Origin of the sequence: Actinokineospora enzanensis DSM 44649, assembly GCF_000374445.1 — a bacterium.
GTDB lineage: Bacteria > Actinomycetota > Actinomycetes > Mycobacteriales > Pseudonocardiaceae > Actinokineospora > Actinokineospora enzanensis.
In genome coordinates this window covers 1-16,453 of the sequence record NZ_KB894431.1, presented here as the reverse complement: position 1 = coordinate 16,453, position 16,453 = coordinate 1, and the positions used below count along the sequence as shown (strand labels likewise).

Sequence of the window (16,453 nt, the reverse complement as noted above, 5' to 3'; positions counted from 1 at the left end):
CACATCGGACTGACAGTGAGCACGCGTCACCGCGTTTCGTCCGGGGACCACGCATCCCCAGGTTTTCCCAAGCCGGTCAGGGGCCGTCGATCTCGCGGGTACGGTCCAACGCCGCGCCGCCGCTGCACCGGGTCTGGTTGCGTACGACCAGGGAGCCGGAATCGGTGAGCGCGAAGGAGAACACGCAGCCGTCGCGGTCGACGGCGGCCGCGGGCTGGTCGACGTGCACCGCGCCGACGTCGGTCCACAAGGTCGAGTAGCCCGCGTCGGGGCCGGTCTGCCGGGTCGTGCTCTGGCCGGTGCCCGCGTTCCCGGCGAATACCAGGATGCGCGCGTCCGCGACCGGGGTGGAACCCGACCACGGCCCGGGTGCGTCGCCCACCGCGACCGCGCCGACGCCGCCGTGGCCGCCGACCTGCTCGCCGGTCGGACTGAACGACCCGTCCGAGCGCTGCCAGGTGTGGCCGACGAGGCCCGCGAAGTCGTTGGTGGAGTTGGTGGCCAGCCGGTAGAACACGTCGAGCCTGCCGTCCTTGCTGTGCGCCACGGCGGGCGGTCCCGCCGGTTCGTACCCGGCCAGCTGCGGCTGCGCGGTGTAGCCCTCCCCCGGCGCGGCGCGCCAGTGCCGGATGGAGCCGACGCCGTCGTCGATGGAGTAGGCGAACACGTTGACGCCGTCGGTCCGGTCGACCGCGAGCGCCACCGGGTCCTGCACGCCCGTGCCTGCGCCGATGTCGGTCCAGTCGGTGCCCCACGCGCCATCGGCCTCCTGCTGGGTCAGGACACTGATCCCGCCGTCGCCGTTCTTCACCGCGACGCGCTGCAACCCGTCGGGGCCGAGCACCGCGACCGGGGCGCCGACCTGGGCCTCGTTGCCGGTCCCGGCGTTCGGATTGCCCAGCGACGCCCACTCGCCGGAGAAGCCGCCGTTCACCTCGACCTGCCAGGTGGTCACGATCTCGTGGGTGTCGGCGCGGCGGGCGAGCACCTGGAGCCGGTGGTCGGCGTTGCGGCCGACGGTCAGGCCGGGCAGCAGCCGCCACGGGGTGGTCAGCACCTCGCCCCGGCCGAACTCGCCGTCCGTTCCCTGCCGCCAGGCGACCAGGTGGCCGCTGAGCACCGCGAACGCCGCCAACCTGCCGTCGGCGTTCGCCCCGACCCAGGTGGTGCCCGTCGGGTACCGGTGGTACATGCGCCTGGTCCAGCCCAGGTAGGTCGGACTGTCGGCGGAGGTGTGGGTGTCCCAGCCGTCATAGGCGAGGTAGGTGGCCGCCTTCTGGTCGCGGCCGCCGTCGTGCAGGTCGGGCAGACCGGTCACGTTCTGCTGCGCGTCGGAGAGGTTGTAGTCGCGGTAGTCGACCAGGTCGACGGCCTGGCCGGTGCCGTCGGTGTACGCCCCGGCAGCCTCGGCGGCGAACCGGGCGGCGTGGACGTGGTCGTCGTGGTCGCCGGAGTACCTGGGGTCGGGCTCCGGGTCCTGCGCCCGGATGACGGTCGGACGGTAGTGGTCGAACAGGCCGCGCAGCACGTCCACGAGCCGGTCGTGGTCGTAGGTGTAGCGGCCCGCCAGGGTGCCCCAGGTCAGCACGGTGTTCGCGGTGCCGGTGCGCGCCCACAGGTGGACCAGGCTCCCCCGGCCCTGCGGAGCGACGTCCGGGTTCGCGTCGGCGTTCTCCGGCAGGTCGAGGAACACCAGCGCCAGGTCGGACCGGCCGCGCAGGGTGTACTCGTCGACGACGACCGCGCCCTCGCCGGTGTCGACCGACAGCGCGTCGTGGTCCCAGTCGTCGGGTAGACCGGCCATCAGCGCGTACCCGGCCATGGCGCCCCGCTGCCTGCAGTAGGCGTACTCCTCCCGGACCAGGTCGGCGCCGGTCTTGCAGGTGTCGCGGCTCGGCAGCGGGCCCTCGTCGCCGGGGGCGTGGGTGTTCTCGCCCGCGGTGACGAAGATGGTCTTCACCGGCCTGCCCAGGCGGATCGAGTTCTGCAGATCGGGGTTCATGAACAGGATGTCGTCATCCTGGTGCGCGACGACCTGGACGGTGACCGGGTCCTGCCCGGCGGCGAGCGCGGGCACGCCGACCTCGGGCACGGCCGACAACGTCACCCCCGCCACCGCGAGGGAACAGATAAACCTGCTTCTCATACGCGAACCTCCCCATTCGACTGCAATGATTTCGCTCGTCGCCAACAGAATTCGATTCCGCCTTCGTTTCAGGCAAGGTTTCGGTCGCGAAAGGCGCGAACGGGGGTAGCATGGCACTGTCCAAGAAATGGTTCGAGTGACCATGCCCCTTTCGCTCCCCCGGCATTGCCCGTTCGGACCGTGTGCTCGCTACTTCTCGGGTCGGGTCGGCCGAAAACCTCACCAAACGACCATGGAGGAGAAACCTCGCGACCCGGTCGCGCTGTCGGGTGCCGCGGACCGTTCGAACGGCTGAACGGCAGTACCCCGGGACGGTCCACACCGTCCGTACGTGGACGTGCGGGGTATGGGTATGCCGCTCCCGGGTGGATGACGGGGTGCGCGCGCCGCCCTACCGTCGAACGGTGCGACGATCACTCCCGGTCCTGCTCGGCGCGGTGGTGTTGGCGAGTCTGGTCACCTCCGTCCCCGCACAGGCCGCTCCCGGCCCCCCACCGCCGATGTGGACCGAATGTCCACCCGATCCCTACGGCAACCCCATCGACCCACGCCTGCGGTGCACTCGGATCACCGTGCCGCTCGATTACTCCGATCCGCACGGCCCCACCATCCAGATCGCGGTATCCCGACTATCGACCGCGAAACCCGACCTGCGGCGCGGAATCCTGGTGCACAACGCGGGCGATCCCGGTATCGCCGGTCTGAATCTGCCAAGCTTCTACGCCCAGATCTATCCGCCCGACGTGCTCGACCGCTATGACCTGGTCGGCTTCGATCCACGCGGCGTCGCCTACAGTTCACCGATCACGTGCGGTCGTACCGCCGCGCAGGTTCCTCGGGCCAAGCTCCAGCCATTCCCGGCCGCCGATGGTTCCATCGACGACAACATCGCCTTCGCCCGCGGTCTCGCCCAGGACTGCCTCGCCAACGGCGGCCGCGAACTCCCCTACATCACCACGGCGAACACGGCCCGCGACCTGGACCGCGTCCGCGCCGCGCTCGGGGAACGCAAGATCTCCTACAACAGCGCTTCCTACGGCAGCTATCTCGGCGCGGTGTACACGTCGTTGTTCCCCGACCGGACCGACCGCGTCATCCTCGACTCGGCTGTCGGGCCGCACTCGGTCTGGCAGGGGGAATGGCGGATGGCGGACAAGGCGACCGAGGTCCGGTTCGCCGACTTCGCCGCGTGGTCCATCGCGCACGACCCGAGCCTGGGTACGACGCCGGAACAGGTGCGCGCCAACATGTTCGCGCTGGCTGAGCGGCTGGACCGGAAACCGGTCGAGATCCCGGACTTCGCGCTGGTGGACGGGAACACGTTCCGGGCCATCTACTTCGCGGCCTCGTACTACACGGCCGCCTTCCCGTCGTTCGCGGGGATCTGGCACTTCCTCGCGGGCGAGGGTCCGCCACCGATGGTGTTCCCCCCGGTGGACATCCCGGGCATTCCCCCGGACAACGCGGCCGCCGTACAGACGGCGGTGGCCTGTGGCGACGCTCGGTCCTCGCATGATGTGGACCGGTATCGGCGGGCGGCGCGGGAGGATCGCGCCCGTTATCCGATCCTGGGCGGTATGGGCGCCAACATCCGGGCGTGCGCGTTCTGGCCGGATCCTCGGGAGCGCTCGGTATCGATCCATGACCACGGTCCGGAGAACATCCTGATGGTGCAGAACCTGCGGGACCCCGCCACACCGTACGAGGGCGCGTTGGACATGCGCCACTCCCTCGGCCACCGCGCCCGGTTGGTGACCGTCGACGCGGGCAACCACGGGGTGTACAACCCGACGGCGCCGTCGTGCGGGATCACCGCGGTGAACCTGTACCTGGCCACGGGAACACTCCCGGACCATGACACGTCCTGTGAACCGGATCCGGCTCCCCAGGCGCAATCGCCGGTCGTGTCCCTGGGATTCCGCTGAACCATGGCCTCACCGAGTCCGGGCACTCGTTCCAGAGTGCCCGGACTCGGGTTCACGACGGACTTCCGATCGAGTCGTTCTCGGTGCGCCCCAGAGCCACCGCCAAGGCGTCGATGTCCTGGTTGACCGCGATCATCTCGCGGGTGACCGTGTAGCCCAGTTCGGCGTTGACCCGGAGCATGTGCGTGTTGCCCGCGTTGGACCCGGTGAAGACGAGTTCCAGGTCCGGGACATCGGCCAGCAGCCAGGTGAGCATGCGCGACTTGACGACGTATCCCAGTCCGTGGCCCCGGTGGGCGGACAGGACGCCGGTGTCACGCTGATAGCCCCAGCGGGGCCGGTGCGGGTGCTGCTCCAGTTCGGTGAACCCGGCGACCTCGCCCGTCCGCTCGTGCACGGCGACGACGACTCGTTGTCGTACACCGCTTTCCCGGAACTCCGCCTCCCTGGCACGGATGCCCTCGACTGTCCATTCCGGAGCCTGGTACGCCATCCCCTCGTGGGGCGCGTCCCGCATCGCCCGGTGTACACGGACATACGACTCCAGCAACTCGTCCGGCGCGGCGTCATCCCACTGGACGAGACGGTATCCACGAGGGGTGTCCGGCCGCCACCGCTTCGGGTCGTGTTCGGCGAGCGAGAGCGCCTGCAAACGGTTGTGGTAGGTGGTGCGCATGCCCAGTCCGCGCGCCCAGTGTTCGCCGTCGCCGTTCTTCGTGACCTGCCAGTATTCGACGACAGTGCGTCCGTTCTCCCGTAACCAGGGCAGAAGAGTCCGCAACACCTCCGTCCCCACGCCCTTTCGCCGGTGGCGCGGGTGCACTTGGATGTCGGTGACGGCGAGCTGTCCGTTTTGCGGGCCTTCCATGAGATACACGGTCGCCAGGCCGACGATCTCGCCTTCGGCGGTCGCGATCCAATGCGCCACCGGTCCGAGCCCCGCGAACGGGGTTCTCAGCCGCCCGACGCAGTTCTCGTAGGTGAGGCGCGGCTCGTCCACGCGGTCTCTCGCCTGGCTGGCTCTCATCACCTCGTAATACCCGCGCAGCACGGCATCAGCGGCCGCCGCGGGCTCGAATCTCGACACGACCAGCGTCATATCTCCCCCTTGATCCGTCCCCGAGAACCAGTGCCACCACCACTACCACGGCCACGCGCGGGATGTGGTGACATCCGTTGCCCTGGGGTGTGGGTTCTGTGATGGTGGGCGGGTGACGATGCGTGTTCTGGTTGTCGGCGGCACCGGTCTGCTCGGGCAGCACACTTCCGCGGAGTTGAAGAGTCGCGGGCACGAGGTCAGCACGTTGGCGCGGCAGGGGGACGCGTCGGTTCTGGGGGACGTTCAGCGGCTCTCCGAGAGTGAGTGGACCTCGACGCTGCACGGTTTCGACGGGGTGGTGTGGGCCACGGGGGCCGACGACCGGCATGTGCCGCGGGCTCCGGCGGAGCGATTCTTCCATGACGCCAATGTGGCGGCGTTGCGCCGGATGCTGGACGCGGCGCGGGAGGCTCGATGCGGGCGCGTGGTGGTGTTCGGCTCGTATTTCACCGCGCTGCACAGGGCTCATCCGGGTTGGGGTCTGGCCGAGCACCATCCGTACGTGCGGAGTCGGCTGGGGCAGATCGAGCTGGCGACGGAGCATTCCGGCGATGGGATGACCGTGGCGGTGCTGGAGATACCGCTGGTGTTCGGGTCGGCCGAGGGGCGGCGCCCGCTGTGGGCGCCCGCGGTGCCGTGGTTGCGGTCGCGGCTGCCGTTGGTGTCGTTGACCGGCGGTACGGCGGTGACGTCGGCGGTGACCGTCGGGCAGGCCGCGGCAGGCGCGGTCGAGCGGGCCGCGGACGGCGCCTTCCCGGTGGCGGACGCGAACCTCACCTGGCGGGAGCTGGTCGCGCGGCTGGCCGTCGCGGCGGGTAGGCGCGAGCCGGTGCGGGTGTATCGGCTGCCGCGAGTGGTGGTGCACGCGGGGATACGCGGTGTCGGGCTGTGGCACCGGCTGACCGGGCGCGAGTCCGGCCTGACGCCTGCCCGGGTACCGGGTCTGTTGATGTCCGAGCTGTACGTGGACGAGTCGGTATGCCGCACCGGGCTCGGCGTCACCGGTGGCGACCTCGCGGACGCCCTCCGCGACACGATCAGTGCCTCATTGCGCCGCGATCACTGAACGCGCAGGTCACAACGGTCGGAATCGGCACTCGCCGGGCGGCGCTGTGCTCACATGCTAGCATGCGGGCATGCCTCAAGCCGACAAGCGGCAGTTCAGCGTCTATCTGCCGGGAGACCTCATCCGGCGGGTGAAGCACGCGTCCGTCGACGCGGACGAGTCGTTGTCGGCGTTCGTCGAGCGGGCGCTGGAGAGTTTCCTGCGGCAGGGGCACGTCACCGACAAGGAGCGACCGTGATGCGCGTGATGCCGATTCGCTACAGCTCGGATGTCGCCGCGTCGACGCGGTTCTACCAGGCGGTCGGCCTGCGGGTCGGGCCCGCGTCGCGGCCTGGCGGGTGGGTCGAGATGCCCGCCGACAGTGGCATGCTCGCCATCCATCGCGGGCCCGCCGAGGACGTGGGGCGGTGCGAGCTGGCTTTCGAGGCCGACGAACCCCTGGAAAACGTCGTCGAGCGGCTGCGGGTGGCCGGGTTCGAGCCGTCGGAGATCATGGACGAGAGGTTCGGGCACTACCTGCGGGTCCAGGACCCGGATGGCGTGTGGGTGCAGATAAACCGGTACGACCGAGAGCTCTACACATGAGCGAAACCCGCACCACGAGCACCGTCCTCCTCGCGGCGGGAATCGTGGCGCTTGAGTTCGCCGCCGCCGTCACCGGTTTCGTCGCCTCCACCCTGCTGCCCATTGTCGCCACCGACCTGGACGCAACCGACCGGCTCGCGCTGCTGATCGCCGGTTCGACACTGGGGTTGTTCGTCGCATTGCCGCTGTCGAGCCGGGTTCTCGGCCGCCTGGGTACGCGAAGCACACTGGCTGTCGGCATGCCTGCCTACGTCGGCGGTCTCATCCTGGCCGCCACCGCCCGGACGGCGTGGGTTTTCGCGGTGGGACAGTTCGCCAACGGGCTCGCAGGCGGCTTGCTGGCCGTGTTCGGTATCAGCACCGCGATCCGGCATCTCGACGAACGGCTGCGCGTCCGCGTGGTCGCCGCGTCCTCGGCGATGTGGATCGCGCCCGCGTTGGTCGGCCCCGCCGCCACCCTGGGCCTCGAACACCTCGTGGGCTGGCGCTGGACCCTGCTCGTCCCGATCCCGTTCGTCCTCTTCGGACGGTTACTCGTGGTGCGCGCGGTCCGTGACGATAAACCCGACCAGGCAGCACAACGTCCGGTGGCGCGGACATTGCTGATCCCCTTGGGCGCAGCAGGCGTCGTGTTGAGCACGGGTTGGTGGCCGCTCGCGATCATCGGCGCCGCAGTCGCCACAGTCGGAATGGTGACGATCCTGCCCGCGGGAACCGCGCGCCTCAGGCCGGGGACTCCCGCCGCGCTCGGCGCGATGGTGTTGTTCGCGGTCGGCTACTTCGGCGCGGACAGCCTGATCACCGTGCTGTTGACCACCGGCCTGCACGTCAGCCTCGGACAGGCGGCCATCGTCCTCGGCGCCGCCCCGCTGGCCTGGGGTGTCACCAGTCTCCTGACCACCCGGTTCACCAGACCACAATGCTTCCCCACCATCGGACTCGGCATTGCCGCGCTCGGAACCGCTGCACTGGCAACCGAACTGGCCTTCGCTGGGCCATTCGCAGTAGTGGCCACCGCCTGGGCGGTGGGCGGGATCGGTGTCGGGCTGGCGTATCCGGGGCTGTACATCAGGGCGACGACCGCGGGCACGAGCGGTTTCACCGCGGCGGAACTGGCCACCGCGGTCATCACGGCCGAGTGCACCGGCCAACTCCTGGGACGCGCGATCGGCGGCACCCTCAGCTCCGACGGCTCCAGTGGGCTGCTCGCTTCCTATGTGTTGTTCGCGATCGCCTTGGCAGCGGCCGCCGCCGCCGCGAACCGGACATCGGCCACCGAGTAACACACCGCGTACGACCTCGCGGGTTGTCCGCCCTCGCACACTGCGGCAGGGCTAGCCTGGCGACGAGCAAGCGCATGGTGTCGGATCGAGGATGGATAGAGGCGAACGCCAGCCGTGGCCAGCAGCAATCCCGCAGCGCAGTTCGGTGTCAATGAGTGGCTCGTCGAGGAGATGTACGAGCAGTACCTGGCAGATCCCAAGTCGGTGAACGCCGCCTGGCACGAGTTCTTCGCCGAATACCGGCCGGACAGGCCAAGCGGAAACGGCTCCCCACCGACCCGGAACGGCTCGACCCCGGCCCCGGCCCCGGCCCCGGCCCCGGCCCCGACCAGGATCGAGAACGCCGCCGAGTCCAAGCAGTTACGCGGTGCCGCCGCCGCGATCGCGAAGAACATGGACGCCTCGTTGTCGGTGCCGACCGCCACCAGCGTGCGCGCGGTCCCGGCCAAGCTGATGGCCGACAACCGTATCGTCATCAACAACCATCTCAAGCGCACCCGCGCGGGCAAGATCTCCTTCACGCACCTCATCGGCTACGCCATGGTGCGCGCGCTGAAGGACTTCCCGAACCTGAACCGGCACTACCGGCTGGTCGACGGGAAGCCGTTCGCGGTCACCCCGGAGCACGTCAACCTGGGTCTCGCGATCGACCTCAAGGGCCGCGACGGCGCCCGCACCCTGGTCGTCGCCTCCATCAAGGCCGTCGAGGACCTGAGCTTCCTGCGGTTCTGGCAGGCCTACGAGGAGATCATCGGCCGGGCCAGGACGGGCACGCTCACCGCGGACGACTTCGCGGGCACCACGATCTCGCTGACCAACCCCGGCGGCATCGGCACCAACCACTCGGTCCCCCGGCTCTCCGCAGGCCAGGGCGCGATCATCGGCGTCGGCGCCATGCAGTACCCGGCGCACTTCGAGGGCACCAGCGAGAAGACGCTGGCCGACCTGGCCGTCTCCAGGATCATGACGCTCACCTCGACCTACGACCACCGGATCGTCCAGGGCGCCGAGTCGGGCGAGTACCTCAAGCGCATCCATGAGCTGCTACTCGGCGGGGACGGCTTCTACGACGACGTCTTCGCCAGCCTGCGGCTGCCCTACCAGCCGATCCGCTGGGTCGCCGACATCCCCGATGGCCCGGTCGACAAGACCGCCAGGGTGATGGAGCTGATCGAGGCCTTCCGGATGCGCGGACACCTGATGGCCGACACCGACCCGCTCGACCACCGCCAGCGCGGCCACGCCGACCTCGACGTCCTCAGCCACGGCCTGACGCTCTGGGACCTCGACCGCGAGTTCGCCGTCGGCGGGTTCTCCAGCCGCGAGCGGATGAAGCTGCGCGAGATCCTCGGCGTGCTGCGCGACGCCTACTGCCGCACCGTCGGCGTCGAGTACACCCACATCCTCGACCCGCAGGAACGCCGCTGGATCCAGGAGCGCGTGGAGGTCCCGCACGCCAAGCCCGACCCGGCGGTGCAGAAGTACATCCTGTCCAAGCTGAACGCCGCGGAGGCGTTCGAGACGTTCCTGCAGACCAAGTACGTCGGCCAGCGCCGGTTCTCGTTGGAGGGCGCCGAGACCCTGGTGCCGCTACTGGACACCGTGCTGGACAAGGCGGCGGCGTACGAACTGGACGAGGTCGTCATCGGCATGCCGCACCGCGGTCGGCTGAACGTGCTGGCCAACATCGTCGGCAAGCCGATCTCCCAGATCTTCCGCGAGTTCGAGGGCAACCTGGACCCGGGCCAGGCGCACGGCTCCGGCGACGTGAAGTACCACCTCGGCGCCGAGGGCAAGTACTTCCGCATGTTCGGCGACGGCGAGACGCGGGTCTCGCTGACCGCGAACCCGTCGCACCTGGAGACCGTGGACCCGGTGCTGGAGGGCATCGTCCGGGCCAAGCAGGACCTGCTCGACAAGGGCGACAGCGACACCGGCGGCTTCACCGTGCTGCCGGTCCTGCTGCACGGCGACGCGGCGTTCGCGGGCCAGGGCGTCGTGGCGGAGACGCTGAACCTGGCGCTGCTGCGCGGTTATCGGACCGGCGGCACCGTGCACGTCGTGGTCAACAACCAGGTCGGCTTCACCACCGCGCCCGAGCACTCGCGCTCCGGCCAGTACGCCACCGACGTGGCGAAGATGATCGGCGCACCCGTCTTCCACCTCAACGGCGACGACCCGGAGGCCGCGCACTGGGTGGCCGAGCTGGCCGTGGACTACCGCCAGGCGTTCGACAAGGACGTCGTGATCGACCTGGTCTGCTACCGCCGCCGCGGCCACAACGAGGGCGACGACCCGTCCATGACCCAGCCCGCGATGTACGACGTCATCGACGCGAAGCGGTCGGTCCGCAAGACCTACACCGAGTCGCTGATCGACCGCGGTGACCTGTCCGAGGACGAGGCCGAGGCCGCGCTGCGCGACTTCTCCAGCAGGCTGGAGCACGTGTTCAACGAGGTCCGCGAGCTGGAGCAGCACCCGATCTCGCCGAGCCCGTCGGTCGAGGAAGAGCAGCAGGTCCCGACCAAACTGGCCACCGGCGTGCCGCGCGAGGTCGTGGAGCGCATCGGCGACGCGTTCGTGGACGTCCCCGAGGGCTTCACCCCGCATCCCCGGGTGCTGCCGGTCATGCAACGGCGGCACCGGATGTCGCGCGAGGGCGAGATAGACTGGGCTTTCGGCGAGCTGCTGGCCTTCGGGTCGCTGGCCATGGAGGGGCGCCTGGTGCGACTGTCCGGTCAGGACTCCCGGCGCGGCACCTTCACCCAGCGGCACGCCGTGCTGATCGACCGGGCGAACGGCCAGGAGTACGCCCCGCTGCAGAACCTGGCGGACGGCCAGGGCCGCGTGATGATCTACGACTCGGCGCTGTCGGAGTACGCGGCGGTCGGCTTCGAGTACGGCTACTCGGTGGCCAACCCCGAGTCGCTGGTGCTGTGGGAGGCGCAGTTCGGCGACTTCGTGAACGGCGCGCAGACCGTCATCGACGAGTACATCTCCTCGGGTGAGGCCAAATGGGGGCAGCGCTCCGACGTCGTGCTGCTGCTCCCGCACGGCCACGAGGGCCAGGGCCCGGACCACACGTCGGGCCGCATCGAGCGCTTTCTGCAGCTGTGCGCGGAGGGTTCGATGACCGTCGCGGTCCCGTCGACCCCGGCGAACCACTTCCACCTGCTGCGGCGGCACGCCCTGGACGGGATCCAGCGGCCGTTGGTCGTGTTCACGCCCAAGTCGATGCTGCGGAACAAGGCGGCGACGTCGCCGGTGGCGGACTTCACCGACCGAACCCGCTTCCTGTCGGTCATCGACGACACGACTGCCACGCCCGATCGGATTCGTAAGGTGCTGTTGACCTCGGGCAAGCTGTACTGGGAGCTGGTCGCCGAGCGCGCCGCCCGGGGGATCGACGATGTGGCGATAGTGCGGATCGAACAGTATTACCCGCTGCCGAAGCGGAAACTGCTCGCGGCCCTGGCGCGGTACAACCGGGCCGATCGGATCGCGTGGGTGCAGGAGGAACCGGAGAACCAGGGTGCGTGGCCGTTCTTCGGCCTCAACCTGCCCCGGAAGTTCCCGGAGGTCCTCGCCCGGCTGGAGGTCGTGGCCCGGCGTCCGATGGCGGCCCCCTCGGCGGGCTCGTCCAAGGTGCACGAGGTGGAGCAGAAGGCGTTGATAGCGCGGGCGTTCGACTGAGGTCCAGCCGGGCCGGGGCTGCCACCAAGGCCTTCGGTGGCGGCCCCGGACCGCGTCCGCCTGCGGTACGCGCTTGCGCATGGAGACTCCTGGGTTCGACAGGATCATCACGCCGCCCACGCCGAATCCCGTCGCCGGTGCAGGACCGGCGTTCCGGACTCGCTGGGCCGCACGGGGGAAGGTGAGGCTCGGATGGTGGAACGTTCCCGGCTGCGGGTGACAGAGATCCTGCTCGGGGTGGCCGGATACGTGCTGTTGTCGATCGGGATGCTGTCGTACGTGGTGAGGTTCATCATCGTGACGTTGAGCGAGATCGACGAGGAGTGCCTGAAGCAGTCGACCGGCCTCGCCGATCCCGGGTTCAAGGAACTGCGGTGGAGCCTGCTGCCACCTCAGGCCACGTGCGTGTACGCCGACGGCACCACGTACGCGCAGATGCCCTGGTGGCTCAATCCGTTGTTGTTCACGTGTCTGGGTGGGGCGTTGGCCTGCGCCGCGGCGGTGATCGTGCTCGGTCGCCGCCGCTGACGCGGGCCCGCGCCTCAGTCGTCGGATCGGGGTTCGCTCAGCATCGCGACCGCGGTGGACAGTGACTTCGGCTGTTCCCAGTGGACGGGCGTGCTCCGCCAGCCCGGCCCCGCGACGATCAGCCGCGGGCCCAGTCCGGCGATGGTGGTCGCGGCGTCGTGGTGGGCCGGTTCGGTCCGGTGCGACCACAGCAGCACCGACTCGGGGGTGGTCGTGGTGACCGCCCGCACCAGCGCGGGCGTTGGCATGGCCGCGCCCAGCACCCGGGCGGCGATGTCGCGCTCGGCCAGCGCCGCCGCCAGCGCGTCGACGGGGAGCGAGTGCTGCTCCCCCGGCGCGCAGGCGAGCAGGATCGAGGCCTCGCGCAACGGCCGGTGTACCCGGTGCAACGCGACGGTCATCGACCAGGACAGGGCGTGCTCGTTGTCCACACAGTCCGGGTCGCGGCGCTGGGCCCGCTCGACCATGACCAGGGACGGACGGCACACCCGTTCCCAGGTCCGCATGACACCCCACCGGTGCACGGACTGGATCAGCAGGTCCGAACAGGTCGCGGTGTCCAGCCTGCGGGCGGCGGTGATCACCGCGTCCTGGGTGTTGCGCAGCGGGGCGGCCCCGTTGAGCAGACCGGCGGCGGCCGCGGGGCGCATGCCGCTGTTGACCAGCTCGCACATCCGCGCCAGCCGCACCACGTCGTCCGGACCGTAACGCCGCTGCCCGCCCTGCCGGGCCGTGTAGGGCTCCAACCCGTACCGCCGGTGCCAGGAGCGCAGGGTCGACTCGGTGATTCCCAGTCGTCCGGCGACCTGTCCGGCTGTCCACCTGGGCAGCCGGTCGGCACTGTGGCCGGGGCGGAACTCCGAATCCTCGTCGACGCTCACCGGACGGTGTTTCCTGGACTGTGCTGACAACCTCGGCTCGGCAGGCTCCGGTTCATCTCTCCAACTTCGACTCGACGACGTGCGGCCGGTTTCCCCGACACGTGGTTCGAAGGGGGATGGGGACTCCGCGACACGACCGCCCGCGCGCCGCGGAGTCTACCCGCCCCGGAATCAGCACCTGTGGGCTCCAAGCCCCGTCCCGGGGCCGACAACGTCGCCCGCACCTCCGGCTCCGTGGTCCGCACCCGGGTCCTTCGAACCACGTCGTCAGTTCTAGCCCCAACCGGGCCCGCCGGCACTACATGCCACTCTTCTGGGTGACACACGTTCGCGCTTTTGCCAGAAGACCGTTGCATCTCCGTTGCGGAGAGTGTCCAACCCCGCGTCCGATCGCCGCTGGTCGCCGAGCACCTGGCGATTCCCACTCCACCGCCCCGACCCCGACGCCGCGCACGTCCCGGCGGCCTTCATGTCCACCGAGGAGCGTTCGGACGTGCCCGGTCGGTTCTCGGTGGCGACTCGGCCAACAGGATTAAAAGGGCAAAACGGAAACATCGGGGTATACCTGCGGACGGGAACGCCGACAAGGAAAGATGCCCCCTGTGTCAGTCGATGAGATTCTCAACGCCATCCCCCCGCTGGCGATCTACCTGATCGTCGGGCTGGTCATCGGGGTGGAGAGCCTCGGCATCCCGCTGCCCGGGGAGATCGTGCTGGTCAGCGCCGCCCTGATGGCCTCACAGCACCACGAGCTCAACCCCGTCTGGGTGGGCGTGTGCGCCACGGTGGGCGCGATCGTGGGCGACAGCATCGGGTACGCGATCGGCCGCAAGGGCGGCCCCCGGCTGTTCGCCTGGGCCGGGCGCAAGTTCCCCAAGCATTTCGGCCCCGCGCACATCGAGAAGGCCCGCTCCCTCTTCGCCCGACGCGGCATGTGGGCGGTGTTCTTCGGCCGGTTCATCGCACTGCTGCGCATCCTGTCCGGCCCACTGGCCGGTTCCCTGCACATGAGCTACGGCCGCTTCTTCACCGCCAACGCCCTCGGCGGCATCGTCTGGGCGGGCGGCACCACGGCCCTGGTCTACTACCTGGGCGTCGTCGCGGAGAAGTGGCTGTCCCGCTTCTCCTGGGCGGGCCTGGCCCTGGCCGTCATCGTGGGTGTGGTGGTGACCCTGGTCGTGCGCAAGCGGATGGGCGCGCACGAGGAGAAGCCGGAGCCGGAGAAGGTCTCCGAGTGAGCTGACGTGGGGCCGGTGGCCGCGGAGCGGGGATCGACCCGCGGCCACCCGATACCGGACCAGCCTCTCAGGTTCGACAGCGACAAGGCTCGTATTCCGTGCGCAGGTACTCGAAGTCGCGGGCGAGAGCCACCGGGTCGTCGTTGGTGAGCAGGACTCGACATACCCGATCACGGACCGTGCCGCCGGGCGACACCCGGCCGGTTCCGGCCACCGCGTTCGGTGAGATCCGGGCAGCCGGGCGGGTGCGGATTCCGGGTGTCGCCTGACCGAGGCCCGGCGTTGAGCACATCTCACCGATCAATCGGATACCCCTATCGCCGTGCCCCCTAGGACGGCGTCGAGGCGCTTCCCCGCACACGATGTCCACGCCGGTGCGGCGAACACAGGGCAACCCACTGCTGGTCAGGCGGCATATTTCCGTGGCCGCGGTCGGGGACGGGCGATCCTAAGGCATGGTCGACCGTAGGCGGTCATTCGTGACCTGGGTCTCATTGGGAGGTTTCGGGCGGTGCTGGTTACGGTCGCCGCGACCGCGGTCCACTCGACGCCTCCCGGGGGAGACCATGTCCGTACCGGACGCCGTGATCAGTCAGGCCACATCGACCACTGTGGACAGTCCGAGCGGATCTCAGTGTCCGGTCCGGCTGGACGAGCAGTTCTTCCAGGACCCCTACGCCACCTACACGGCACTGCGGGACGCGGGCCGGATCCAGCGGGTGAGCCTGCCGCAGGGCACGCACGCCTGGATGGTGACGCACTACGCCGACGTCCGCGCCGCGCTCGCCGACGGGCGGTTGAGCAACGACGTGGGCGCCGGGCACGAAGCGTTCGAGCGGCACCGCGACCCGGACAAGCCGCCGGTGCGGTTCGATGCCGCGTTGTCCTCGCACATGCTCAACTCCGACCCGCCCGCGCACACCCGGCTGCGCAAGCTGGTGACGAAGGCGTTCACCGCACGCGGCATCACTCACTTGCGGCCGCGGACCGCAGGTATTGCGGCGGGTCTGCTCGATGGGTTGGCCGAGCGCGCGGCGGCTGGGGATGGGACGGTCGATCTGATCGCCGACTATGCCTTTCCGTTGCCGATCACGGTGATCTGTGAGCTGCTCGGGGTTCCGTCGGCCGATCGTGAGGCATTTCGGGACTGGGGGTCGACGATTCTGTCTGCCAGTCCGCCTGCCGTTATTGCCGAGGCTCGGGCGAATATGGGAAAGTATATGACCAGCCTGGTCGCGGCGAAGCGGGCGGAGCCTGGTGAGGATTTGATGACCTCGTTGATCGAGGCGCATGAGGGTGGGGACCGGTTGAATGACCGGGAGCTGGTTTCCATGACGTTTTTGTTGTTGCTTGCCGGGCATGAGACTACGGTGAACTTGATCGCCAGTGGGATGCTTGCTTTGATGCAGCAGCCGGATCAGCAGGCCAAGTTGGTGGCTGATCCCGGGTTGATGCCTGGGGCTATTGAGGAGTTTTTGCGGTTTGAGGGGCCGGTTAATGTGCCTACTGTTCGGCATACCACCGCGCCGATCGAGCTGGCGGGTATGACTATTCCGGCTGGGGATCTGGTGTTGGCGCCGTTGTGTGCGGCCAATCGGGATCCGGGGAAGTTTCCGGATCCGGATCGGATTGATGTCACTCGGGATACTTCTGGGCATATCGCGTTTGGGCATGGGGTGCATTATTGCGTGGGGGCGCCGTTGGCTCGAATGGAAGGGGAAGTGGCGCTTCGGGCGCTGTTGGCTCGGTTCCCTGGGGTTTCGTTGGCTGTTGAGCCTGAGGAGTTGCGGTGGGCGCATAGTTCTACTATTCGGGGGCTGGAGGCTTTGCCGGTGCGGTTGGGGTGATTACCGGCTGGGCCCGCATGTGTTGTGTTTGTTGGCCTCGGCTTCGCCTCGGCGGCGGGATCGCCTTCAGCCGGTCTCTTCCCACCCGATCCCACTCGGCCCTGGGGGCCTCCTGGGATCGGGTGGGAAGAGACCGGCGCGATCCCGCGTGGTGGCTGGGTT

General features: G+C 69.2%; 12 protein-coding genes. 9 read left to right on the top strand and 3 right to left on the bottom strand.

What is annotated here, in order from left to right:
- Positions 1–76: 76 nt before the first annotated feature.
- Positions 77–2,146 carry a DUF8189 domain-containing protein gene (locus C503_RS0127635; RefSeq protein ID WP_084477347.1) on the bottom strand — a complete coding sequence of 690 codons (2,070 nt, stop codon included), beginning with the start codon at positions 2,144–2,146 and terminating at the stop codon, positions 77–79.
- A 404-nt stretch (positions 2,147–2,550) separates the two neighbouring features.
- Here C503_RS0127635 and C503_RS0127630 point away from each other — a divergent pair, with 404 nt between their 5' ends.
- Positions 2,551–4,071: an alpha/beta hydrolase gene (locus C503_RS0127630; RefSeq protein ID WP_018685464.1), complete on the top strand. Its 1,521-nt coding sequence runs from the start codon at positions 2,551–2,553 to the stop codon at positions 4,069–4,071.
- A gap of 52 nt (positions 4,072–4,123) precedes the next feature.
- On the opposite strand, the gene C503_RS0127625 is transcribed toward C503_RS0127630, so the two are convergent.
- Positions 4,124–5,170 (bottom strand): GNAT family N-acetyltransferase, encoded by a 1,047-nt coding sequence (locus tag C503_RS0127625; protein ID WP_018685463.1) that lies wholly within the window; start codon positions 5,168–5,170, stop codon positions 4,124–4,126.
- Positions 5,171–5,288: 118 nt separating this feature from the next.
- Here C503_RS0127625 and C503_RS0127620 point away from each other — a divergent pair, with 118 nt between their 5' ends.
- The 6 genes from C503_RS0127620 (at position 5,289) to C503_RS0127595 (ending at position 12,325) form a co-directional block, all read left to right on the top strand.
- Positions 5,289–6,236 (top strand): NAD-dependent epimerase/dehydratase family protein, encoded by a 948-nt coding sequence (locus C503_RS0127620; protein ID WP_026316758.1) that lies wholly within the window; start codon positions 5,289–5,291, stop codon positions 6,234–6,236.
- Between the two features lie 70 nt (positions 6,237–6,306).
- Positions 6,307–6,474 carry a hypothetical protein gene (locus C503_RS0127615; protein WP_018685461.1) on the top strand — a complete coding sequence of 56 codons (168 nt, stop codon included), beginning with the start codon at positions 6,307–6,309 and terminating at the stop codon, positions 6,472–6,474.
- Positions 6,474–6,821, top strand: a complete 348-nt coding sequence (locus tag C503_RS0127610) for a VOC family protein (protein ID WP_033401137.1) — start codon at positions 6,474–6,476, stop codon at positions 6,819–6,821. The genes C503_RS0127615 and C503_RS0127610 overlap by 1 nt, the downstream gene beginning before the upstream one ends.
- The gene (locus tag C503_RS0127605; RefSeq protein WP_018685459.1) at positions 6,818–8,104 is read left to right on the top strand and encodes an MFS transporter; all 1,287 of its coding nucleotides are present in this window, start codon (positions 6,818–6,820) and stop codon (positions 8,102–8,104) included. The genes C503_RS0127610 and C503_RS0127605 overlap by 4 nt, the downstream gene beginning before the upstream one ends.
- 114 nt (positions 8,105–8,218) lie before the next feature.
- Positions 8,219–11,797, top strand: coding sequence for a multifunctional oxoglutarate decarboxylase/oxoglutarate dehydrogenase thiamine pyrophosphate-binding subunit/dihydrolipoyllysine-residue succinyltransferase subunit (locus C503_RS0127600; RefSeq protein ID WP_018685458.1), 3,579 nt, complete (start codon positions 8,219–8,221; stop codon positions 11,795–11,797).
- Positions 11,798–11,989: 192 nt separating this feature from the next.
- On the top strand, positions 11,990–12,325 hold the full coding sequence (locus tag C503_RS0127595; RefSeq protein ID WP_018685457.1) for a hypothetical protein: 336 nt from the start codon (positions 11,990–11,992) through the stop codon (positions 12,323–12,325).
- 14 nt (positions 12,326–12,339) lie between these two features.
- Here the strand turns inward: C503_RS0127595 and C503_RS41120 are convergent, their stop codons facing one another.
- Positions 12,340–13,206 carry a MerR family transcriptional regulator gene (locus tag C503_RS41120; protein WP_018685456.1) on the bottom strand — a complete coding sequence of 289 codons (867 nt, stop codon included), beginning with the start codon at positions 13,204–13,206 and terminating at the stop codon, positions 12,340–12,342.
- 602 nt (positions 13,207–13,808) lie between these two features.
- On the opposite strand from C503_RS41120, the gene C503_RS0127585 reads away from it, so the two are divergent.
- A complete protein-coding gene (locus C503_RS0127585; RefSeq protein ID WP_018685455.1) occupies positions 13,809–14,444 on the top strand; it encodes a DedA family protein in 636 nt (211 codons plus the stop codon).
- A gap of 566 nt (positions 14,445–15,010) precedes the next feature.
- Positions 15,011–16,291 carry a cytochrome P450 family protein gene (locus C503_RS0127580; RefSeq protein WP_018685454.1) on the top strand — a complete coding sequence of 427 codons (1,281 nt, stop codon included), beginning with the start codon at positions 15,011–15,013 and terminating at the stop codon, positions 16,289–16,291.
- The last annotated feature ends 162 nt before the right edge of the window (positions 16,292–16,453 follow it).